The following is a 20,007-nucleotide window of genomic DNA, read 5'->3' as shown; positions in this document are numbered from 1 at the left end:
CAAGGCTGCATCACCCGTCTGCCGGCACGGTCCGGGTGGCTAGCTTTTCCGCCCGGCCGTCCGGCGCAGTCCGGACTTGAGCTTGCGCCCGAGGAACAGCGCCGGCCAGGCCGCCGCGATCCCGGCTCCGAGCGGGAGCCCGCTCTGATACGCCGGCGCGCCGAGCGCCACCGGCTGAGCCGATTCCTGGGGGTTGTGGTCGGTGATCCCGCCCCATCGGCCCGGCGGCAGGACGATGATCCGCGCCTTGCCGATGATGTTGTCGACCGGGACCGCACCGTTCACGCCGCCGCCGCCCTGGAACCGCGAGTCGTCGGAGTTGTTGCGGTTGTCGCCCATCACCCAGACCATCCCCGCGGGAACCTTGACCGGTTCGAAGGGCTTCTCGTTCGGGTTGGACGGGTCTTCCCAGTAGACGTACGGCTCGTCGAGCGCCTTGCCGTCCACGATCACGCGGCCCTGCGGGTCGCAGCACTGGACGGTCTGGCCGCCGACCGCGATCACCCGCTTGACGAAGTCGCGCTCGTCCGGCGGGGCGAACCCGACCAGCGAGCCGAGGCCGCGGAGCCCGCGGACCACGATGTTGCTCGACTCCTGCGGCGGGATCTCGTTGTTGATCCACGCCTGCGGGCCCTTGAACACGACCACGTCGCCCGGGCCGGGCTCGGTGAAGTCGTAAGTGACCCGATCGACGAGGATCCGGTCACCGGTGCATCCGGGGCACCCGTGGAGGGTGGCCTCCATCGACCCCGAGGGGATCATGAAGACCTTCGCCAGGAATGTCTGGATCAGGATCGTGAGCACCAGGGCGATCACGAGCAGGATCGGCAGTTCCTTCCAGAACGACCGTTTCTTGGCGGGCTTTGCTCGCCTGCGGCGGGCGCCCCCGCGCTCCTCGGAGCGGGACAGCCGGGGCTGGTTCTCCTCGGAGCGATCGGGGTCATCCTCAGGAGCGTTCTGGGACACGGGTTCGGCCACGTCGTCAGGCTACCGGTAACCGGGTTGTGACTCAGTTAGCCGTCTCGCGGTTCTCGCGACGCTCCTTGATCTTGGCCTTCTTGCCGCGCAGGTCGCGCAGGTAGTACAGCTTCGCGCGCCGCACGTCGCCGCGCTTGTGGACCTCGACCTCGGCCACGTTCGGCGAGTGCACCGGGAAGGTGCGCTCCACGCCGACACCGAAGGAGACCTTGCGAACGGTGAAGGTCTCCCGGATGCCGCCGCCCTGACGGCGGATCACGACGCCCTGGAAGACCTGGTTGCGCTCGCGGTTGCCCTCGATGACGCGGACGTGCACCTTGAGCGTGTCGCCCGGGCGGAAGGCCGGGATGTCGGAACGCAGTGACTGCTTGTCCAGCGCGTCCAGGGTGTTCATCGGTGGTCCGTCCTCGTCTTCGTATGGCTTGCGTACACATCCCCGAGATGCACACCGCGCGCAACGATGCTGCTGCGGGCGACCCAGGGGGCTGATGGCGGGCTCGTGAACGAGGAAGTCCACTCACGCCAACCTGTCAAGTATTACAGACCGGGGTTCCGGCGGGAGAACCGCCCCTAAGCCCGCTCGGGGTCGGCGGCGCTCAAGCCCTCCAGGACCCCGCGATCGTGCTTGTCCAGACTGCCTTCCGGCAACGCGGCCAAGAGGTCGGGGCGGCGGCGGGCGGTGCGATCAAGGGCCTGGTCACGGCGCCAGCGGTCGATCAGGGCATGGTTCCCGGACCGCAGCACCTCGGGCACCGGCAGCTCCCGCCACACCTCGGGCCGCGTGTAGCTGGGCCCTTCGAGCAGGCCGTCGGAGAAGGAGTCCTCGGCGGCCGAGCGGGCGTTGCCGAGCACGCCGGGCAGCAGCCGGACGACGGCCTCGACCATGACGAGCACCGCCGCCTCGCCGCCGACCAGGACGTAGTCGCCGATCGACACCTCGTCGACCGGCATCCGGCGGGCGGCGTCGTCGACGACGCGCTGGTCGATGCCCTCGTAGCGGCCGCACGCGAAGACGAGGTGCTTCTCCTCGGCGTACGCGTGCGCGAGCTCCTGCGTGAAGGGGCGCCCGGCCGGCGTCGGCACGACCAGCCGGGTCTCCGGACGGCAGACGTCGTCCAGCGCCGGGCCCCAGATCTGCGGCTTCATGACCATGCCGGGGCCGCCGCCGTACGGCGCGTCGTCGACGGCGCGGTGGACGTCGTGGGTCCATTCGCGCAGGTCGTGCACGCCGACCTCGATGAGGCCACGGTCGATGGCCCGGCCCAGCAGCGCGGCACGCAGCGGGTCGAGGTATTCGGGGAAGATGGTGACGACGTCGATCCGCATCTCAGGCGTCCAGCAGCCCTTCCGGCGGGTCGAGCACGACCCGGCCGCCGGCGACGTCCACGGTGGGGACGATCGCCCGCACGAAGGGCACCAGCACTTCGCGGCCTTCGACGTCGAGCTCCAGCAGCTCGCCCGCGGGCGAGTGGACGACCTCGACGACCTTGCCGAGGACGGTGCCGTCGAGCAGCTCGGCCCGCAGGCCGGCCAGCTCGTGGTCGTAGAACTCGTCGGGGTCGGTGGTCGGCGGCAGCGCGTCGGTGTCGACGAGCAGCAGCGCGCCCCGCAGCGTCTCGGCGACGTCGCGGGTCAGGACCTCCTCGAAACGCACCAGCAGCCGCCCGCTGTGTTCGCGGGCGGCTGCGATGGTGAGTTCCCTTTTGCTGCCGTCACGCAGCTTCGTCGTGACGGCCGCACCGACCTTGAACCGCTCTTCCGGCGAATCCGTGCGCACGTCGACCGCGAGTTCCCCGCGGATTCCGTGCGCCTTGGCGATGCGGCCTGCTACGACGTCCATCTGACCGTTCTCTGTGCCTGGATCAGCGGTCGGTGTCGACGACGTCCACGCGGACGCCGCGGCCACCGATGCCGCCCATGACGGTGCGCAAGGCGGTCGCGGTGCGTCCGCCCCGGCCGATCACCTTGCCGAGGTCGTCGGGGTGCACGTGCACCTCGAGCGTGCGGCCACGTCGCGTGGTCAGCAGCTCGACCCGGACCTCGTCCGGGTTGTCGACGATCCCGCGCACCAGGTGCTCGAGGGAATCAGCCAGAAAGCTCACTCGGCCTTCTCACCCTCGGTGGCTTCGGCCTTCTCGGCCTCGGCCTTCTTGGGGGCCGACTTCTTCTTCGGCGTGGTGGCCTCGGTGGTGGGCTCCTCGCCCGCCGCGGCCAGGGCCGCGTTGAACAGGTCCTGCTTGGACGGCTTCGGCTCGGCCACCTTCAGGGTGCCCTCGGCGCCCGGCAGGCCCTTGAACTTCTGCCAGTCACCGGTGATCTCGAGGAGACGCTGGACCGGCTCGGTCGGCAGCGCGCCGACACCCAGCCAGTACTGGGCGCGCTCGGAGACGACCTCGATGAGGCTCGGCTCCTCCTTCGGGTGGTACTTGCCGATCGTCTCGATGGCCTTGCCATCCCGGCGGGTGCGCGCGTCGGCGACGATGATGCGGTAGTACGGCGCACGGATCTTGCCGAGGCGCTGCAGCTTGATCTTGACGGCCACGGGTGTGGGTACTCCTCAAATCTCTCTGGTGCTGGGGTGGGCGCACGCGGTCCGAGTGGGGACACGGACGCGGGCACCCGAAGGTCACAGCTTTCGCGCGGTGAGAGGGTCCGGCGGAAGCAGGCAGTGCACCATTCTGCCAGATGGGGTCCGGGCCCCCTGAAAGCGGCCTGGGAAAACGGCCTCAGAAAGAGGCCACGCCGAGCGCGCCGAGCAGGATGGTGAGCGCCGGCAGGAAGTTGTTCACCTGGTGCGCGACGATGCTCGCCGGCAGCCGTCCGGTGACGAGCCGCGCCAGCCCGATCGGCACCGCGATGACCAGCAGCAACGTGGTCCGCAACGGTTCCAGGTGACTGGCCGCGAACACCGCCGTGCACAGCAGGAACGCGGCGAAGCGGCCCCAGCGTTCACTGCGCCACTGCAGCCGCTCGGCGGCGCCCCAGAGCAGGCCGCGGTAGATGATCTCCTCGCAGATCGGGCCGAGCAGCCAGAGGTAGACGAACATCACGACGGCCGCCGACACGGACATCCGCCGGTCCTCGACCAGCGAGCTGATCGCCGACGTCGCGTTGGCGTCGCCGACCAGCTGCGTCCAGAGGTACGCGGCGACGGTCGTGAAGACGAGGCCGATGCAGCCGTACTTGAACCCGACCCGCACGTCGGACCAGCGCCACTGCAGCCGCAGGTCGGTGAAGGGCCCGTTGCCGCGCACGTAGGTGACCAGCACGGCGACGCCGGCCGCGATCATCGTCGGCAGCATGGTGCCCAGCAGCACGACGCGGATCGGCAGCGGACCGGGCCCGGTGTCACCGACCAGCACGGACACGAACGCGGCCGACGCGAGCAGGACGACCTCGACGAGCAGGAACGCCCCGAACCCCCAGCGGTGCGCGGGCGCGGGCTCCAGGAACGCCGCGGCGGCGGGCTCCGGGGGGACCGGCGGGTCTTCGGGGGGCGGCAGCGCGTCCGGAAGGGGTTCCCGAGGCTGGGAAGTGGTCACGCCTGCCCTCCGCGGTCGCTCGGCTCCTCCCCCGAGCCTAGCGGCCGGAAAGTGATCGCACAGTATCCGTCCAACTACTGTCCACGATCTTCGCAAGCGCTCAGTGCGCGACGAACAGCAGCACGGCGGGCGGCAGGTTGTTGGCGGCGTGCGCGATCACGCCGGCGCTCACCCGGCCGGACAGGTGCCGGGCCAGCCCGATCGCGATGCCCTGCCCGAAGAGCGCGATCGTGCGGGTTGGCTCCCCGTGCAGCTGGGCGAACACGAGCGCGGTGAGCACGAGCACCGCCCACGCCGGGATCCGGTGGAACGACAGCGCCTTCCAGAGCGTGCCGCGGACCAGCAGCTCCTCGGTGAGCGGGGCGCCGATGATGACGATCACCGCGGCCAGCACGAGCCAGACCGTGTCGCCGTCGAAGGTGTCGGCGAGGTCGGTGAGCGGGCTGTCGGAGACGTCGTCGGCGCCGTAGACCGCGATCAGCACCAGGTTGAGCAGGTAGCCGACGACCAGCGCGAGCGCGCCGCAGGCGAGGCCGATCCGGACGTCGCGCCAGGTCGGCGTGAGCCCGAAGTCGGCGCGCAGCCCGTGGCCCCAGAGCCAGGAGCCGACGGCCGGGCCGAGGCCGAGCAGCAGGTTGGGCACGAACGCCAGCAGCAGGAGCGGGCCGATGTCACGCAGCTCGAGCGGGTCGAACCCGCCGACGTTGCGGTTGACCCCGGCGGCGATGGCGAGGTTGATCAGGTAGTAGCCGGCGATCCCGGCGAAGAACGCCACGAAACACCAGTGCGCCCCCAGTACGCGCCGTGCGCCGTCGTCGTCCGTCACGCGCCCAACGCTACTGTGCCGTTCTTCACCGATCCGACCGCAGTCACGGCGGAAACCGGCGCCTTGCGCTGATCTGCTGCGGAACGTTCCGCCTGCTTTCGGTCGGATCGGTAAAGGGCCGGTCCCGCAAGGAAAACAGCGGGGGTCTACCCGTGGACGACGCCGCCGAGCACGATCTGCGCCGGATGCCGCAGGACGCCGAGGTCGTCGCGCGGGTCGCTCGCGTAGACGAGCAGGTCGGCGGGCGCGCCGTCGGTGATGCCGGGGTGGCCGAGCCAGTCGCGGGCGGCCCAGGACGCGCTCGCGAGGGCCTGCTCGCGGGTCATGCCCGCGCGGTGCAGGGCCTCGATCTCGTCGACGAGCCTGCCGTGCTCGACCAGACCGCCGGCGTCGCTCCCGGCGAAGACGCGCACGCCCGCTTCGATCGCCGTGGCGACCATCTCGCCGACACCGGCGTGCAGCGCCCGCATGTGATTCGCGTACACCGGGTACCGGTCCGCCTTGTCCGCGATGCCCGGGAAGTTCTCGATGTTGATCAGGGTCGGCACCAGCGCGACGTCATTGCGAGCCAGCTCCGCCAGCTGGTCGGCGCTCAGGCCGGTGCCGTGTTCGAGGCAGTCGATGCCGGCCGCGATCAGGCCGGGCAAGGCGGCTTCGCCGAACACGTGCGCGGTGACGCGGGCGCCGTGGTCGTGCGCGACCCGCACGGCGTCGGCCAGGACGTCGTCCGGCCACAGCGGCGCCAGGTCGCCGACGCTGCGGTCGATCCAGTCGCCCACCAGCTTGACCCAGCCGTCGCCGTCCTTCGCCTGCTCGGCGACGGCGGCGGGCAGCTGGGCCGGGTCGTCCAGCTCGATGCCGAGACCCGGGATGTAGCGCTTGGTCAAGGCCAGGTGCTGCCCGGCACGGATGATCGTCGGCAGGTCGGCCCGGCGCTGCAGCGGCCGGACGTCGATCGGGAGGCCGCAGTCGCGGATCAGCAGCGTGCCCGCGTCGCGGTCGGTGCGGGCCTGCTCGGCCGCCTCGTCGAGCGAGACGGGCCCGCCGATGCCGATGCCGGGGTGGCAGTGCGCGTCGACCAGCCCGGGCACCAGGAAGACGTCACGGCCCAGGGTCTCGGCGCCGGGGACCGGCTCGAGCGAGATCCGGCCGCCGGTGATCCAGAGCTCCCCGGACTCGCCGCCGGGCAGGATCACCCCGGCGGCGTGGAGCGCGGTGCTCACTTGTCCTTGGGGTTCTTCGGCAGCTTGAACTTCGTCGGGTCGAAGCCGGGGGCGTCGTTCAGGCCGCCGAGCTTGGACAGGTCGGGCATGCCGCCCGGCATGCCGCCGCCACCACCCGGAGGCAGCATCGGCATGCCGCCGGGGAAGCCGCCGCGGACCTTGGGCTGCGTTGGGCCGCGGCCCTTCTTGCCCTTCTTGCCCTTGCGCGTCTTGGAGCCGCCGCCCCCGCCGCCGAAGCCGAACCGGCCGGCCATCTGGGCCATCATCTTGCGGGCCTCGAAGAACCGGTTGACCAGGTCGTTGACCTCGCGCACGGTGACGCCGGAGCCGTTGGCGATGCGCAGCCGGCGCGAGCCGTTGATCATCTTCGGGTCGTCGCGCTCGGCCGGGGTCATGCCGCGGATGATCGCCTGCAGCTTGTCCAGGTGCTTGTCGTCGACCTGGGCCAGCTGGTCCTTCATCTGGCCGGCGCCGGGCAGCATGCCCAGCAGGTTGCCGATCGGGCCCATCTTGCGGACGGCGAGCATCTGCTCGAGGAAGTCCTCCAGCGTCAGCTGGCCGCTGGACAGCTTCGCGGCGGCCTTCTCGGCCTGGTCCTGGTCGAAGGCCTGCTCGGCGTGCTCGATCAGGGTCAGCACGTCGCCCATGCCGAGGATCCGCGACGCCATCCGGTCCGGGTGGAAGGTGTCGAAGTCCTCGAGCTTCTCGCCGTTGGAGGCGAAGAGGATCGGCTGGCCCGTGACCTCGCGGACCGACAGCGCGGCACCACCGCGGGCGTCACCGTCGAGCTTGGTGAGCACGACGCCGGAGAAGCCGACGCCGTCGCGGAACGCCTCGGCCGTGGTCACGGCGTCCTGGCCGATCATCGCGTCGACGACGAACAGGGTCTCGTCCGGCTTGACGGCGTCGCGGATGTCCGCGGCCTGCTTCATCAGCTCTTCGTCGACACCGAGGCGGCCCGCGGTGTCGACGACGACGACGTCGTACTGCGCGTGCTTCGCCTCGGCGATGGCGCGGCGGGCGACGTCGACCGGGTCGCCGACGCCGTTGCCGGGCTCGGGCGCGAACGTCGTGACGCCGGCGCGCTCGCCGACCACCTGCAGCTGCGTGACGGCGTTGGGGCGCTGGAGGTCGCAGGCGACCAGCAGCGGCGCGTGGCCCTGCTTCTTCAGCCACAGCGCGAGCTTGCCGGCCAGCGTCGTCTTGCCGGCGCCCTGGAGGCCGGCGAGCATGATCACCGTCGGCGGGGTCTTCGCCAGGTTGAGCCGGCGGGTCTCGCCGCCGAGGATCCCGACGAGCTCCTCGTTGACGATCTTGACGACCTGCTGCGCGGGGTTGAGCGCCTGGGAGACCTCGGCGCCCTTCGCCCGTTCCTTGATCCTCGCGATGAAGGTCTTGACCACGCCGAGGGCGACGTCGGCCTCCAGCAGCGCGATGCGGATCTCGCGCGCGGTGGCGTCGATGTCGGCGTCGGACAGCCGGCCCTTGCGCGTGAGCGTCTGAAGGGCGGCGGTGAGCCGATCGGACAGGGTGTCGAACACGGGTGTGCACGCTCCAGCTGGGTCGAGAGTGGCGCGCCGGACCAGGCCGGCCACTCCAGAGTAGTCGCTGCGGCTTCCCAGCCTCACGGGTACGCGAAAGTCGCCTACGCGATTAGTACACCTAGGTGTACTAATGTTCGCGCGAGCTCTCCCCTGATTTGGCTTCGAATTGCGAAATTCACTGGTGAGCCGAGCGAGATTCGGTAAACATGTGCGTATGACTTCAGCGACCAGAGCCCGGCCGTCGCTCGCCGAACCGACGTCCGACACCGACGAACCGGTCCCGCTCCGGCGGATCGCCGGCCTGTTCCGCCCGCACCGCGGGCCCCTCGCCGCGCTGTTCGCGCTGATCGTCCTGCAGGCCGGGCTCGGCGTCGTCTCGCCGTTCCTGCTGCGCGAGATCCTCGACGACGCCCTCCCCCACCGCGACACGCTGCTGATCAGCGTCCTGGCGGCCGGGATGATCGCCTGCGCGGTCGGCAGCGCGTCGCTCGGCGTCGCGACCACGGGGCTGTCCAACACCATCGGCCAGCACGTGATGAACGAGCTGCGCGTGTCGGTCTACGGCCACCTGCAGCGGATGTCGCTCGGCTTCTTCACCCGGACGAAGAGCGGCGAAGTGCTCTCGCGGGTCTTCAACGACATCGGCGGCGTCGACAACGTCATCACCACGACCGCCGGGTCGATGGTGCAGAACGCCACCACGACGATCGCCATCACGGTGGCGCTGATCCTGCTCGACTGGCAGCTCGCGCTGCTGTCGCTGATCGTCGTGCCGCTGTTCCTCCTGTTCACGCTCCGGCTGGGCAAGAAGCGGCGGACGCTGGCCCGCGGCCGGACCCGGCGGATGGCGCGGCTGACGACGATGGTCGAGGAGTCCCTGTCGGTCACCGGCGTGCTGCTCGCCAAGACGATGGGCAACGAACGGGCGATGCGGGAGCGCTTCGGCGCGGAGTCACGGGAGATCGCGTCGCTGGAGCGCGCGGCCGCGCTGGCCGGGCGCTGGCAGATCGCGTCGCGGGCGATGAGCCTGACGGTGATCCCGGCCCTGGTCTACTGGATCGCCGGGCTGGCGCTCGCGAACGGCGCGTCGCCGATCTCGCTCGGCACCGTCGTGGCGTTCACCAGCATGCTCAACCGGCTGGTCGCGCCGGCCAGCGCGATGCAGACGATCGGGCAGAACGTGGCGACGTCGAAGGCGCTGTTCGGCCGGATCTTCGAGGTGCTCGACCTGCGCGTGGAGATCAGCGACAAGCCCGGCGCCGGCACCCTGGACGTGCGGCGCGGCGACGTCTCGATGCGCGGCGTCGCGTTCCGGTACGACGAAGACGGCCCGCTCACGCTGGCGGACATCGACCTCGACGTCCCGGCGGGGACGACCACGGCGCTCGTCGGGTCGACCGGCTCGGGCAAGACGACGCTCGCCTACCTCGTCGCGCGGCTGTACGAGGTGAGCGCCGGGTCCGTGGAGATCGACGGCACCGACGTCCGCGACGTCACCCTGGCCTCGCTCGCCGCGGGTGTCGGGATGGTGTCGCAGGAGACCTACCTGTTCCACGACACCGTGCGGGAGAACCTGCGCTTCGCGAAGCCGGGCGCGACCGACGAGGAGGTCGAGGCGGCCGCGAAGGCCGCGCACATCCACGACACGCTCGCCGGGCTGCCCGAGGGCTACGACACGGTCGTCGGCCAGCGCGGCTACCGCTTCTCCGGCGGCGAGAAGCAGCGGATGGCGATCGCCCGGATCCTGCTGCGCAACCCGCCGGTGCTCGTCCTCGACGAGGCGACCAGCGCCCTCGACACCCGCACCGAACGCTCGGTGCAGGCCGAGCTGGACCGCCTGGCCGCGGGCCGCACGACGCTGACGATCGCGCACCGGCTGTCCACTGTGGAGCACGCGGACCAGATCGTGGTGCTCCACGAAGGGCGGATCGTGGAACGCGGGACGCACGAAGAGCTGCTGGCGCTCGACGGGCGTTATGCCCGGCTGGTGCGCGGAACCGCCTAATGTGAGGCCCATGCACCCCGATTCCGACGTCACCTCGCGGGTCAGCGCGGATCCCGAGCTGGCCGACCTGGCGGGGCGGGTGCGCGAAGGCGTCGGGCGGCTGAACTGGCGGATGCGCGCCGAGCGCGACCCGAACGGCCCGGGCCCGGCGGTGCTGGCGGTGCTGAGCCGGCTCTACCGGGCGGGCACGCACACGCCGTCGGAGCTGGCCGCGGCGGAACGGCTGCAGCCGCAGTCGCTGACCCGCATCCTGGCCGGGCTGACCGAGCGCGGGCTGGTGACCCGCACGCCGGACCCCGACGACGGCCGCCGGTCGCTGATCCGCATCACCCCGGACGGGCTGGCGGTGCTGCGGGAGTACAGCATCCAGCGGGAACGCTGGCTGGCCACGGCTTTGGAGTCGACGTTGTCCCCGACCGAGCGGCAGCTGCTGAGGCTCGCGTCGGAGCTGCTGATGCGGGTGGCGGACGCCTGAAGGCTGCCGCGGAGACCCTCGCTCCTCCGCGGCAGCCTTCAGAACTCCCCCTCGTGCGCACCACCTCCCCGCGATGCGCCGCGGGTTCCGGGAACGGACCGCTCCTCCGTCGGCCCGCCCCGGAACCCCGGTGTCTGGACGGCACACCTCCCCAGGGGCCGTCCCGACCCCCTCACCAGCGGTTCCGGCATCCGCTGGCAGGACGAAGTCTGCCGCGCCCCGGCGGCCACCAGCAGTGGGAGAACCCTCAATTACCCGTGGGTAGTACTACTCAGGACGTCTTCGTGCGTCCCGGGCTGCGCGACGCGGCCCGCTTCGCCGTCGTACGCGCCTTCGCCGCTCGCGCCGCGGCAGCCTTGGCCTTCGTGACGGCCGCGTTGCGCGCGTCCTCGGCTTCGGCCGCGCTCTCCTGCAGCGCCGCCAGCAGCCGCGTGACGCCCTCGGACTGCTCGGCCGCCGTCGGCTGGACGACTTCGGCGCCTTCGATCTTCGCCCGGATCAACGCGTCGAGGGCCTCGCGGTAACGGTCGGGATAGCGGCCGGGGTCGAACTCGCCGGTCAGCTCCTCGACGAGGGTCACCGCGCGGCGCAGCTCGCCGGGCCGGATGTCGACGTCGGCGTGCCGGAACGGGAAGTCCGGCGTGCGAACCTCGTCCGGCCACAGCATCGTCTCCAGGACGAGGACCTGGTCGCGCACCCGCAGCGCGCCGAGCACCTCGCGCCGGCGCAGCGCGACGGTGACCAGCGCGATCCGGCCGGACTGCTGCAGGGCCTCGCTGAACAGCACGTACGCCTTCGTCCCGGCCGGCTCGGGCTCGAGGAAGTAGGTCTTCACGAACCAGATCGGGTCGACGTCGGCCAGCGGCGCGAAGCCGCGGATGTCGATCGTGCGGCCGGGCGTCGGGAGCGACGCGAGCTCGTGGTCCGACAGCAGCACGACGTCGCCGCCGGGGACCGGGTAGCCGCGGACCATCTCCTCGGGCGGCACCTCTTCGCCGTCGACCTCGCAGACCCGCTTCACCCGGACGCGGCCGCCGTCGGCGCCGTGCACCTGGTGCAGCGGGATCTCGTGCTCCTCGGTCGCGCTGTACGCCTTCACCGGAATGGCGTAACTGCCGAACCCGATCGTGCCCGTCCACACAGCGCGCATACGAGTCACCTCCGCAGCTCCAGGCTAGGCGGGCGGGCTTGCGGGACGACAGCTACAAACGGGTGTCGGGCGCGACGGATTCGCTCACGCATTCGAACGACGGCGTGACCTCGTCGAGCGCCTCGGCCGCGCAGCGGGCCGCGATGGCCGCTTCGCGCAGCACCTCGGTGACCACCTCGACGTCCAGCGGCGGAGCGGCGGCGAGGGCGTCCGTGCCGGCTTCGACGCGGCGGGCGAGCCCGGCGAGCGCGTGGGAGATGGCCTCCTGGCCGGCGACCAGCTGGGCGACGACGTCGATGAGCTCGGTCGTGGTGGCGCCCGGGCCGCCGCCGCGCAGGCCCGCGGCGAGCTCCTCGGCGCACGAACGCAGGTGCGTGGCGACGACCGTCGGCGGCAGCGTCAGCCGCGGCGAGTCCTGCATCACGCACCCCCTCAGGCCGGTCAGAGCAGCCATAGTGCCACCGCACCCGGCGTCACCGGACACGACACACCGCCGCTCGCATATTTGACCGACCGTTCTCGATGCGGCTAGAGTTTTGATCATGTCCCGGGTCAAGGAGTTCGACGTCGACGAGGCGTGTGACGCCGCGCTCGCGCTCTTCCGGCGTCAAGGCTACGAAGCGACGTCGGTCAGCGACCTCGTCGCACACCTCGGCGTCGCGAAGGCGAGTCTGTACGCGACCTTCGGCACGAAGCACGACCTGTACGTCGCCGCACTGAAGCGGTATGCGGAGCGGACGGACGCCCAGGTCGTGGCGAGCTTGTCGCGGCCGGGCTCCGGAGTGGCCGCGGTGCGCGGACTGCTGGAGGGCTACGTCGCCGACATCGCGGGTGACGCCGGGCCCATCGGCTGCTTCGTGGTCAACGCGGCCATCGAACTGCTCCCCCGCGACCCGGCGGTCGCGCGGCTGGTGGAACGCAGCTGGGACACCCTCGAAGTCGCGCTCACCATGACGCTGGAACGCGCGAAGGCGCAGGACGAACTGCCCGAGAGCAGCGACCCGGCCACTCTCGCCCGGTTCCTGCTCACCGTCCTCCAGGGCCTGCGGGTCCTGGGCAAGGGTGCGGACGCGGCGGGCCGGCTGGACGCGGCCGTCTCGCAGGCGATGCGCGTCCTCATTCGAGACTGATCAGACCAGAAAGAAGGCAGACATGGGGGCACGGTTCGCGAGCAAGATCGTCCTGGTGACGGGCGGCAGCTCGGGCATCGGCCGGGCGACGGCGAAGGCGTTCGCCGCGGAAGGCGCGACGGTGGTCGTCGCCGGACGCGACGAGCAGCGGCTCGCCTCGGCGGTGCGGGAGATCGGCGGCTCGGCGAGCGCGATCGTCGCGGACGTCACCGACTCCGCGGACGTCGCGCGCATGGTCGAGACGGTCGTCGCGCGGCACGGCGGCCTGGACGTCGCATTCAACAACGCGGGCATCCTCGGCGAGCCGGCGCCCGCCGGGGATCTGCGCGAGGACGTCTTCGACGCCGTGATCGGCACCAACCTCACCGGCACCTGGCTGTGCATGAAGCACGAGATCGCGCACATGCGGGCGCACGGCGGTGGCGCCATCGTCAACATGGCGTCGAACATCGGCGCGCACGGCCGGATCCCAGGCATGGCCGCCTACGCGGCGTCGAAGGCCGCGGTGAGCGTGCTGACCCGCACGGCGGCGCGCGATCACGTCCGCGACGGCGTGCGCATCAACGCCGTCAGCCCGGGTCCGACCGACACGGAGATGTCGTTGCGGCCCGGCGAGACGGACGCCGACCGCGCTGCGCGGCTCGAGGCCGCGATTCCGCTGGGCCGGGTGGGTGCCACCGCCGAAGTGGCCGCAGCGGTGCTGTGGCTGGCTTCGGCCGAGGCGGGGTTCACGGTCGGCCACGACCTGGTGGTCGACGGCGGCGCGACCGCCTGAGCGGCCCCACCCGGGCCCGCGTCGCTTCAGGATTCACGGTTGCGCATGGTGACGATCCCCTTTCGTGCCAGGACGGACGGTGGGCGGACGGCTTCAGGACTCGCGGTTGCGCACGACGGCTCTCCTCTCACGCGGGGTGGACGGCGGACTCGACATCAGGACTCGCGGTTACGCACAGCGGCTCTCCCTTCCAGCGCGGTGACGGACGAAAGCGGGGGTTCAGGACTCGCGGTTGCGCACGACGGCTCTCCTCTCACGCGGGGTGGACGGCGGGCTCGGCTTCAGGACTCGCGATTACGCACAGCGGCACTCCTTTCCTGCGCGGTGACGGACGGGAGCGGGGTTCAGGACTCGCGATTGCGCACGACGGCTCTCCTCTCGCGCGGCACGGACTGCGGGCGGAGGGTCAGGATTCGCGGTTGCGCATGACGGCGGCCTCCCTTCACTGGTCCGATCGTGTGGCACCCATCGATCGCGGCCGCCCGGTGTGATGGGGTGGACGCTGATCGTCGGATCACCCACGGGAGTTGCACCGCCTTGAGTATGGACGGCGCCCATCCGGCCCAGCCCCGCGCGGGCCGTGATCGTGGCGTGCTCCATCCGGGTCAATGGACCCTCTGGCGGCAACGCGGGTCGCTGATCGTCTACGTCTTCCTGGTCGAGTCGGTGGCCCTCGTCGCCACCGTCTGGACCGCCGTGAGCGTGCCCGTGCGGCTCTGGGACCTGATCGTCTTCGCGGTCCTGGGCGTCCTCGGCGTGCTGCAGGCGGAGCTGGGCCGGCAGATCGAGCGCGTCCGGCGGCTGGTGTCGGACACCCCGCACATCAACCTGACGTCGGTCTGGACGTTCGCCGGGGTCCTGCTCCTGCCGCCCGCGCTCGTCGCCGCCCTGGTCGTCGTCCTCTACGTGCACCTGGCGACGCGCAGCCTCACGCGGATGAAGCGCGTCCCGCCGTTCCGGACCGCGCTGAACGCGACGCTGGTCGTCATCACCTGCTACTCGGCCGAGTTCGCGCTGAACCGGCTCGGCGTCCCCGACATGTACGCGGCGCTGACGTCGGGCTGGCGCGGCGTCACGGCGATCACGCTGGCCGCCGTGACGTACTTCCTGTTCGCCGCGATCACGATCGTCCCGGCGCTGACGATCACCAAGCGCTCGGTGAAGGCGTTCTTCGGCGGCCTCGGCGACAACCTCCTCGAGGTCGCGACGCTCTGCCTCGGCCTGCTCACGGCGTTGACGCTGGCGACGCTGCCCGCGCTGGCCATCGCGATCGTGCCGCCGCTGCTGGTGCTGCACCGCGCGGTGCTGATCAAGCAGCTCGAGATCGCGGCGACCACCGACGAGAAGACGGGCCTGTTCAACACGACCGGCTGGCACCTGCTCGCCTCGCGCGAGCTGGCCCGGGCGCAGCGGAGCACGCAGAGCAGCTTCGGCGTGCTGATGATCGACCTGGACCACTTCAAGCTGATCAACGACGCGCACGGGCACCTCGCGGGCGACGCGGTGCTGCGATCGATCGCGACGACGATCAAGAACGCGGTCCGCGACTACGACTCGGTCGGCCGCTTCGGCGGCGAGGAGTTCGTCGTCCTGCTCCCGGACATCGGCCCGGCGGCGGTGCTCGCGGTGGCCGAGCGCATCCGCGCGGCGATCGCGGCCCTCGAGGTCGAGTACGAGGACGGCACCCACGTCCGCGTCATTGACGCCCTGTCGGCGTCGATCGGCGTGGCGACCTACCCCGACGGCGGCACGGCCGTCGAGCGCCTGCTGCAGGCCGCGGACAAGGCCCTCTACCGGGCCAAGGACGCCGGCCGCAACAAGGTCGTCGACGGCACCGCCACCGCCTAGGAAGCCGTCGAGCTATCGGGATCCAGCCGCCAGAGATCGCCGAGGACCTCCAGCAGAGTCTCCTGTCGCTCTTCGAGGACGGCCGGAGTCCACTTGGGGCTGTCGAGCACCTGAGCGGTCAGGACGAACGGCGGCCAGCTCGTCTTCTCGAAGTACCTGGTCTTCTTCACTTCGAACTCGAGGTTGCCGGCCTGAGAATTCTTCCGCTTCGAAAGCAGGACGAGGTTCGCCAGGCGGTGAACCCAATGCGAACGCTCCAGCGGAGTGAACTCCGTGGTCCACGCGCTCTCCGCCGCGGGCGATTGGGGCAACACGTGTTCCACGGTGATAAGCGGGGAGTGTTCGTAGCTCTTCCCACCGTCCGACAGCGCAGAATCGAGGCGTAGCAGCACATACTGACGAATCCGCGTGACTGTGTAGATCTCGGCGTTCAGCTTCTCCGCGGTCACCGCTCGTTCCTCAGCGGACAACTGGAGCGGGGACTCGTCCGCGTAGAGGTCGTGCCCCCTCTCCATCCAGTCCAGGACGCGTCCGTAACGCTCGATCCGGCGAGTGATGTCCACCCGGCGGACGAGCATGCTCGCCGCGAGCCTTTCGAGGTCGACCAGGAAGCGGAGAAGCTCTGCGGAATCGGCGGTCGGACGACTGAAGTAGCTGATGGCCGGAGGGATCCAGTCGGTGTTGTCCAGCTGTTTCAGCCAGCCCAGCAGCCTGTTGATCGCGTCCGCGTCGGGTCCCCCGGCGTAGCTCGCACGCGTGACCGCCTCGAAGGCGTCCGAGTAGGGAACCAGCACGTCGTCGATGAACTTCTTGCCGTCCGGAACGGGCTCCAGGACCGACGCGCGGAACTCTTTCAAGATCGACTCACGAGCCTTCGTCTTCGCGTACACCATGCGGATGTGAGAGAAGAGATCGCCGAAGTCGTTACGACCGAGATCGTCCTCTTCCTGGGCCCATTTGGTGGTGTAGGCATCCTGGTCGGCTTCCGGGATGCGGCCGATGATCTCCGCCTTGAGGATGTCGGTGTGCGTGAGATCCAAGCCGCGCTCGTTGAGCACCGAGAAGATGCGGTATGCCGACTCGAAATCGGCCGTCGACACTACGACCAAGTACGTGTGCTGGATGATGAACGAGACCAGCCGCTCGCGCTCCCCCAGCTCCAGCCCGCTCAGCCGGGACTTGAGCAGGAGCGCGTTTTCGACGAGGCGTGCCCGGCTGTCGGGTCGCACGTTCGCCAGGGACTCGAGCAGCGCGTTTCCCTCTCGTTCCTGGATGTACTTCTCAAAGAAGCCCTGGTCCTGGTCCCGCAGACGGAGGCGAGGTTGATCCGCGGTCTGCGTGATGGGATCTCCCTTCTGGAAGATCCGGCCCTCCAGTGATGCGGCGAAGGAAGGCGAGACGCAGTCGCGAAGAACGCTCAAGAGCACCGTGAGGGTGGTGAGACGCTGCTGCCCGTCCACCACTTCGGCCGGCGCTTGTTTCTCCGTCTTGACCAGCACGATGCTGCCGAGAAAGTAGGGATCGGCTTCGGTGAGCGAATCCTTGGCGCGAGAAGCGGCGAGAAGGTCGTCGAACATCTCCCCCGCCTGGTCGGTCGTCCACGCGTAGGGGCGCTGATAACGAGGGATCGTGAAATGGTAGTCGTCGGTGAAGATCTTCCCGACGGTGTGCTCCGCTGCTTGGATTTTCGTCCCGGCCATGCGGGAGCTCTCGGTGGGAAGACGCCGGCTGTTACAGGATTCACCGCATCGTTCGGGAAGTCGTGGCCGACTGCCCGACGTTCGGCGCCATCCGGCTCGGTGCTGTCGCTGCGGCGACATCACCCCTTATGCCCGTCTTGACCAGGCGACTTGTCAGATTTGCTCGGCTGAGCTAAATTTTGCTCATGCGAGCAAGAACGTTCACCGAGTCCGGCAGGCGGGCCCAGATCGTGCGGGCGGCGATCGAAGTGATCGCCGCGGAAGGCTTCGCCAAGGCGTCGTTCAGCCGGATCGCGAAGCACGCCGGCCTGTCGAGCACCGGCATGATCAGCTACCACTTCGCGGGCAAGGACGACCTGCTCGCGGTGTGCGTCACGGAGATCGAAAAGATCACCGGGGCGTTCATGGGGCCGCGGATCGACGCCGCCGCCGGGCACGTCGCGCAGCTGCGGGCCTACGTCGAATCGAACGTCGCGCTCGTCGGCGAGCACCCCGCCGAAGTCCGCGCCCTGATTGACCTGGTGAAGAACGCCGGTTCGCAGAGCGCGAGCGTCAACGGGCGGATCGCCTTGTTCGAGGAGCACTTCCGCACCGGGCAGGCGGCCGGCGTCTTCGGGCGCTTCGACCCGCGGACGGCGGCGCTCGCCTTCACCACCGGCCTCGACGCCGTCGTCGCCATCGCGGCCGCCGATGTACCCGAACCCGCCGAGCTCACGCGCATCGGCCGTGAGCTCGCCGACCTCTACGTGCGGGCGACCGCACCCGAAACCACTGGGGAAACCGCATGATGATCGAACAGAAGTCCGAGCCCGACGCCGGCCTGCGGCGGGTGGTCCGCGCCAACGTGCTGACCGTCGTGTTCGAGGTGATCGTGCCGATGGCGCTGTTCTACGGCCTGCGCGCGGCGGGCGTCAGCCAGTGGTGGGCGCTGATGGCCGGCGTGCTGGTGGCCGCGCCGTACGTGCTGTGGACCATCGTGCGCAACCGCAAGGTCGACCTCGTCGCCCTGGTGACGCTGAGCGTCCTGGTGCTCTCGGTCGTACTCGGCCTGCTGTCCGACGACCCGCGCACCCTCGCCATCCGGGAGGGCTGGACCGCCGCGCTGGGTGGCGTGTTCGGCGCGTGGATGCTGGTCACGGTGTTCATCGGCCGGCCGGCGCAGCTGACGCTGGGCCGCACGATCGCCGAGGTCAAGCGCGGTGCCGAGGGCGCGAACGCGTGGGCGGCCCGCTGGGACACCGACGCCCGGTTCCGGCGCGGCATGCGGATCAACACGGCCGCCTGGGGCGGGGTGCTGCTGATCAGCGCGATCGCGCACGTCGTGCTCGTCTACACGCTGCCGATCGACCTGATCTCGCTGGTCACCAACGTGCAGTGGTTCGCCATGCTGGCCGTGCTGCTCGTCTGGCACGTCTGGTACCTCAAGAAGGAGAACCTCGATGCCTGACGTCCTCGTGGCGGGGGCCGGCCCGACCGGCCTGCTGGCCGCGTTCGAGCTGGAACGCGCCGGGCTCGACGTGCTGGTCCTGGACCGCGACGCCCGGCCCACCACGCAGTCGAAGGCGCTCGGCCTGCAGCCCCGGTCCGTCGAGGTGCTGGCGGACCGCGGCCTGCTCGCCGCGATCGAGCCGCACACCGAGGCCCGGCTGCCCGGCGGGCACTTCTCGGGCATCCACATCGACTACACCGACCTGCCGACGCCCTTCCCGTACCAGCTCGGTGTCGAGCAGGTGCACGTCGCGGCGGCGATCGAGGCGCGGCTGCGCACGCCGGTGCTGCGCGACGCGGCCGTCACGGCGGTGGCGCAGGACGACGAAGGCGTCACGGTCACCGCGGGCGGGCGCGAGCACCGGGCCGGCTGGCTGGTGGCGGCCGACGGCGGCCACAGCACGGTCCGGACGCTGCTGGGGGCGGCGTTCCCCGGCCGCTCGGCGCGGATCTCGCTGGTCGTCGCCGACCTCACGCTCACCCGCAAGCCGGCCGGGTTCGCAGACGAGTGGCGGCTGCCGACGAAGTCCGCGGGGTTCCTGCTGCCGCTGTCCGGCGGCCGCCACCGCGTGGTCGTCGTCGGCGAGGAGCAGCAACGGCTCGGCCGCGACGAGCCCGTCACGGCCGGCGAGCTGCAGCGGGCGCTGACCGCCCTGCACGGGCCGGGGTTCGAGGTGGGCGAAGTGCTCTGGGCGTCCCGGTTCGGCGACGCATCCCGGCAGCTGGAGCGCTACCGCCACGGCCGCGTGCTGTTCGCGGGCGACGCCGCCCACATCCACCTGCCGGTGGGCGGCCAGGGGCTCAACCTGGGGCTGCAGGACGCGGTGAACCTCGGCTGGAAACTGGCCGCGCACGTCCGTGGCCACGCTCCGGCCGGCCTGCTCGACAGCTACCACGACGAGCGGCACCCGGTCGCCGCCCGCGTGCTGGTCAGCACCCGCGCGCAGGCGGTGCTCGGGGTGCCCGATCCCGACGCGGTGGCCGTCCGGGAGATCGTCACGGGGCTGATCGCCGTCCCGGAGGCCCACCGCGCGGTCGCGGCGGAGATCTCGGGCATCGGCGTGACGTACCCGGGGGTTTCCGGTCGTGCGACGGGGATCCCGGTCGCCGAGGACGGTCGCGCGGTACTGATCGGCGCGGAACCGCCGCCGGGGTGGGCGGACCGCGTCGAGACCCGTTCCGGCGCCGAGCCGCGGCTCGTGCGGCCCGATGGTTACGTGGTCTGGAACGGCGGGCCGGGCTTGGCAGACGCGCTGAGCACGTGGTTCGGCGAGCCCGCGGTCGCGCTGGTGTGACTTGCCTGAGCCGAGTGACGGCTCGGCT

Annotated in this window: 21 protein-coding genes; 8 read left to right on the top strand and 13 right to left on the bottom strand. The window is 70.7% G+C overall.

Annotated elements, in window-relative coordinates:
- Positions 1 to 39: 39 nt before the first annotated feature.
- The 10 genes from lepB to ffh all read right to left on the bottom strand — a co-directional run bounded on the left by lepB (position 40) and on the right by ffh (position 8,110).
- Entirely contained in the window at positions 40 to 978 is a 939-nt protein-coding gene (lepB, locus tag MUY22_RS22960; RefSeq protein ID WP_247062377.1) for a signal peptidase I, read from the bottom strand.
- 31 nt (positions 979 to 1,009) lie between these two features.
- Complete coding sequence (gene rplS, locus MUY22_RS22955; protein ID WP_247062376.1) at positions 1,010 to 1,372, bottom strand: 50S ribosomal protein L19; 363 nt, start codon at positions 1,370 to 1,372, stop codon at positions 1,010 to 1,012.
- A gap of 176 nt (positions 1,373 to 1,548) precedes the next feature.
- Positions 1,549 to 2,304, bottom strand: coding sequence for a tRNA (guanosine(37)-N1)-methyltransferase TrmD (gene trmD / locus MUY22_RS22950; protein ID WP_247062375.1), 756 nt, complete (start codon positions 2,302 to 2,304; stop codon positions 1,549 to 1,551).
- A 1-nt stretch (position 2,305) separates the two neighbouring features.
- Positions 2,306 to 2,818, bottom strand: a complete 513-nt coding sequence (gene rimM / locus MUY22_RS22945; RefSeq protein ID WP_247062374.1) for a ribosome maturation factor RimM — start codon at positions 2,816 to 2,818, stop codon at positions 2,306 to 2,308.
- A gap of 22 nt (positions 2,819 to 2,840) precedes the next feature.
- Positions 2,841 to 3,080, bottom strand: coding sequence for an RNA-binding protein (locus MUY22_RS22940; RefSeq protein ID WP_003103110.1), 240 nt, complete (start codon positions 3,078 to 3,080; stop codon positions 2,841 to 2,843).
- Positions 3,077 to 3,520, bottom strand: a complete 444-nt coding sequence (gene rpsP, locus MUY22_RS22935) for a 30S ribosomal protein S16 (protein ID WP_247062372.1) — start codon at positions 3,518 to 3,520, stop codon at positions 3,077 to 3,079. Before rpsP ends, MUY22_RS22940 begins: the two co-directional genes overlap by 4 nt.
- Before the next feature lie 184 nt (positions 3,521 to 3,704).
- Positions 3,705 to 4,520: a CPBP family intramembrane glutamic endopeptidase gene (locus tag MUY22_RS22930; RefSeq protein WP_247062371.1), complete on the bottom strand. Its 816-nt coding sequence runs from the start codon at positions 4,518 to 4,520 to the stop codon at positions 3,705 to 3,707.
- Positions 4,521 to 4,620: 100 nt separating this feature from the next.
- The gene (locus tag MUY22_RS22925) at positions 4,621 to 5,346 is read right to left on the bottom strand and encodes a CPBP family intramembrane glutamic endopeptidase (RefSeq protein WP_247062370.1); all 726 of its coding nucleotides are present in this window, start codon (positions 5,344 to 5,346) and stop codon (positions 4,621 to 4,623) included.
- Between the two features lie 146 nt (positions 5,347 to 5,492).
- Positions 5,493 to 6,569: an amidohydrolase family protein gene (locus tag MUY22_RS22920; RefSeq protein WP_247062369.1), complete on the bottom strand. Its 1,077-nt coding sequence runs from the start codon at positions 6,567 to 6,569 to the stop codon at positions 5,493 to 5,495.
- Positions 6,566 to 8,110 carry a signal recognition particle protein gene (ffh, locus tag MUY22_RS22915; protein WP_247062368.1) on the bottom strand — a complete coding sequence of 515 codons (1,545 nt, stop codon included), beginning with the start codon at positions 8,108 to 8,110 and terminating at the stop codon, positions 6,566 to 6,568. The genes MUY22_RS22920 and ffh overlap by 4 nt, the downstream gene beginning before the upstream one ends.
- A gap of 217 nt (positions 8,111 to 8,327) precedes the next feature.
- Here ffh and MUY22_RS22910 point away from each other — a divergent pair, with 217 nt between their 5' ends.
- Together MUY22_RS22910 and MUY22_RS22905 are read left to right on the top strand one after the other, a co-directional pair.
- Positions 8,328 to 10,118, top strand: coding sequence for an ABC transporter ATP-binding protein (locus tag MUY22_RS22910; protein ID WP_247062367.1), 1,791 nt, complete (start codon positions 8,328 to 8,330; stop codon positions 10,116 to 10,118).
- Positions 10,119 to 10,128: 10 nt separating this feature from the next.
- Positions 10,129 to 10,593, top strand: coding sequence for a MarR family winged helix-turn-helix transcriptional regulator (locus tag MUY22_RS22905; protein ID WP_247062366.1), 465 nt, complete (start codon positions 10,129 to 10,131; stop codon positions 10,591 to 10,593).
- Between the two features lie 271 nt (positions 10,594 to 10,864).
- Here MUY22_RS22905 and MUY22_RS22900 read toward each other — a convergent pair whose 3' ends face one another.
- Both MUY22_RS22900 and MUY22_RS22895 read right to left on the bottom strand, forming a co-directional pair.
- On the bottom strand, positions 10,865 to 11,743 hold the full coding sequence (locus MUY22_RS22900; RefSeq protein WP_247062364.1) for a Ku protein: 879 nt from the start codon (positions 11,741 to 11,743) through the stop codon (positions 10,865 to 10,867).
- 52 nt (positions 11,744 to 11,795) lie between these two features.
- Entirely contained in the window at positions 11,796 to 12,164 is a 369-nt protein-coding gene (locus MUY22_RS22895; protein WP_326951816.1) for a hypothetical protein, read from the bottom strand.
- 121 nt (positions 12,165 to 12,285) lie between these two features.
- Here MUY22_RS22895 and MUY22_RS22890 point away from each other — a divergent pair, with 121 nt between their 5' ends.
- The 3 genes from MUY22_RS22890 to MUY22_RS22880 all read left to right on the top strand — a co-directional run bounded on the left by MUY22_RS22890 (position 12,286) and on the right by MUY22_RS22880 (position 15,496).
- Entirely contained in the window at positions 12,286 to 12,873 is a 588-nt protein-coding gene (locus MUY22_RS22890) for a TetR/AcrR family transcriptional regulator (RefSeq protein ID WP_247062360.1), read from the top strand.
- A gap of 22 nt (positions 12,874 to 12,895) precedes the next feature.
- Positions 12,896 to 13,648, top strand: a complete 753-nt coding sequence (locus MUY22_RS22885; protein WP_247062359.1) for a glucose 1-dehydrogenase — start codon at positions 12,896 to 12,898, stop codon at positions 13,646 to 13,648.
- A 543-nt stretch (positions 13,649 to 14,191) separates the two neighbouring features.
- On the top strand, positions 14,192 to 15,496 hold the full coding sequence (locus MUY22_RS22880; RefSeq protein WP_247062358.1) for a GGDEF domain-containing protein: 1,305 nt from the start codon (positions 14,192 to 14,194) through the stop codon (positions 15,494 to 15,496).
- On the opposite strand, the gene MUY22_RS22875 is transcribed toward MUY22_RS22880, so the two are convergent.
- Positions 15,493 to 17,196, bottom strand: a complete 1,704-nt coding sequence (locus tag MUY22_RS22875) for a DUF262 domain-containing protein (RefSeq protein ID WP_247062357.1) — start codon at positions 17,194 to 17,196, stop codon at positions 15,493 to 15,495. The two genes, MUY22_RS22880 and MUY22_RS22875, sit on opposite strands and share 4 nt — an antisense overlap.
- A 185-nt stretch (positions 17,197 to 17,381) precedes the next feature.
- Between MUY22_RS22875 and MUY22_RS22870 the strand changes: the two genes are divergently transcribed.
- The 3 genes from MUY22_RS22870 to MUY22_RS22860 are packed head-to-tail and all read left to right on the top strand — an operon-like array spanning position 17,382 to position 19,979.
- Positions 17,382 to 17,984 carry a TetR/AcrR family transcriptional regulator gene (locus MUY22_RS22870; protein WP_247062356.1) on the top strand — a complete coding sequence of 201 codons (603 nt, stop codon included), beginning with the start codon at positions 17,382 to 17,384 and terminating at the stop codon, positions 17,982 to 17,984.
- Positions 17,981 to 18,643 (top strand): VC0807 family protein, encoded by a 663-nt coding sequence (locus MUY22_RS22865; protein ID WP_247062355.1) that lies wholly within the window; start codon positions 17,981 to 17,983, stop codon positions 18,641 to 18,643. Before MUY22_RS22870 ends, MUY22_RS22865 begins: the two co-directional genes overlap by 4 nt.
- The gene (locus MUY22_RS22860; RefSeq protein WP_247062353.1) at positions 18,636 to 19,979 is read left to right on the top strand and encodes an FAD-dependent oxidoreductase; all 1,344 of its coding nucleotides are present in this window, start codon (positions 18,636 to 18,638) and stop codon (positions 19,977 to 19,979) included. Before MUY22_RS22865 ends, MUY22_RS22860 begins: the two co-directional genes overlap by 8 nt.
- Positions 19,980 to 20,007 lie beyond the last annotated feature (28 nt).

This window comes from Amycolatopsis sp. WQ 127309, from assembly GCF_023023025.1.
Lineage (GTDB): Bacteria > Actinomycetota > Actinomycetes > Mycobacteriales > Pseudonocardiaceae > Amycolatopsis.
This window is presented reverse-complemented; position numbering and strand designations above follow the sequence as displayed.

Bases quoted from the DNA above. Each gene is read 5' to 3' on its own strand.
- trmD (WP_247062375.1), bottom strand. From the start codon at position 2,304: ATGCGGATCGACGTCGTCACCATCTTCCCCGAATACCTCGACCCGCTG.
- rimM (WP_247062374.1), bottom strand. From the start codon at position 2,818: ATGGACGTCGTAGCAGGCCGCATCGCCAAGGCGCACGGAATCCGCGGG.
- MUY22_RS22890 (WP_247062360.1), top strand. From the start codon at position 12,286: ATGTCCCGGGTCAAGGAGTTCGACGTCGACGAGGCGTGTGACGCCGCG.
- MUY22_RS22860 (WP_247062353.1), top strand. From the start codon at position 18,636: ATGCCTGACGTCCTCGTGGCGGGGGCCGGCCCGACCGGCCTGCTGGCC.
- MUY22_RS22870 (WP_247062356.1), top strand. From the start codon at position 17,382: ATGCGAGCAAGAACGTTCACCGAGTCCGGCAGGCGGGCCCAGATCGTG.
- MUY22_RS22865 (WP_247062355.1), top strand. From the start codon at position 17,981: ATGATGATCGAACAGAAGTCCGAGCCCGACGCCGGCCTGCGGCGGGTG.
- MUY22_RS22900 (WP_247062364.1), bottom strand. From the start codon at position 11,743: ATGCGCGCTGTGTGGACGGGCACGATCGGGTTCGGCAGTTACGCCATT.
- rplS (WP_247062376.1), bottom strand. From the start codon at position 1,372: ATGAACACCCTGGACGCGCTGGACAAGCAGTCACTGCGTTCCGACATC.
- MUY22_RS22910 (WP_247062367.1), top strand. From the start codon at position 8,328: ATGACTTCAGCGACCAGAGCCCGGCCGTCGCTCGCCGAACCGACGTCC.
- MUY22_RS22880 (WP_247062358.1), top strand. From the start codon at position 14,192: ATGGACGGCGCCCATCCGGCCCAGCCCCGCGCGGGCCGTGATCGTGGC.
- MUY22_RS22885 (WP_247062359.1), top strand. From the start codon at position 12,896: ATGGGGGCACGGTTCGCGAGCAAGATCGTCCTGGTGACGGGCGGCAGC.
- MUY22_RS22895 (WP_326951816.1), bottom strand. From the start codon at position 12,164: ATGCAGGACTCGCCGCGGCTGACGCTGCCGCCGACGGTCGTCGCCACG.
- MUY22_RS22905 (WP_247062366.1), top strand. From the start codon at position 10,129: ATGCACCCCGATTCCGACGTCACCTCGCGGGTCAGCGCGGATCCCGAG.
- MUY22_RS22875 (WP_247062357.1), bottom strand. From the start codon at position 17,196: ATGGCCGGGACGAAAATCCAAGCAGCGGAGCACACCGTCGGGAAGATC.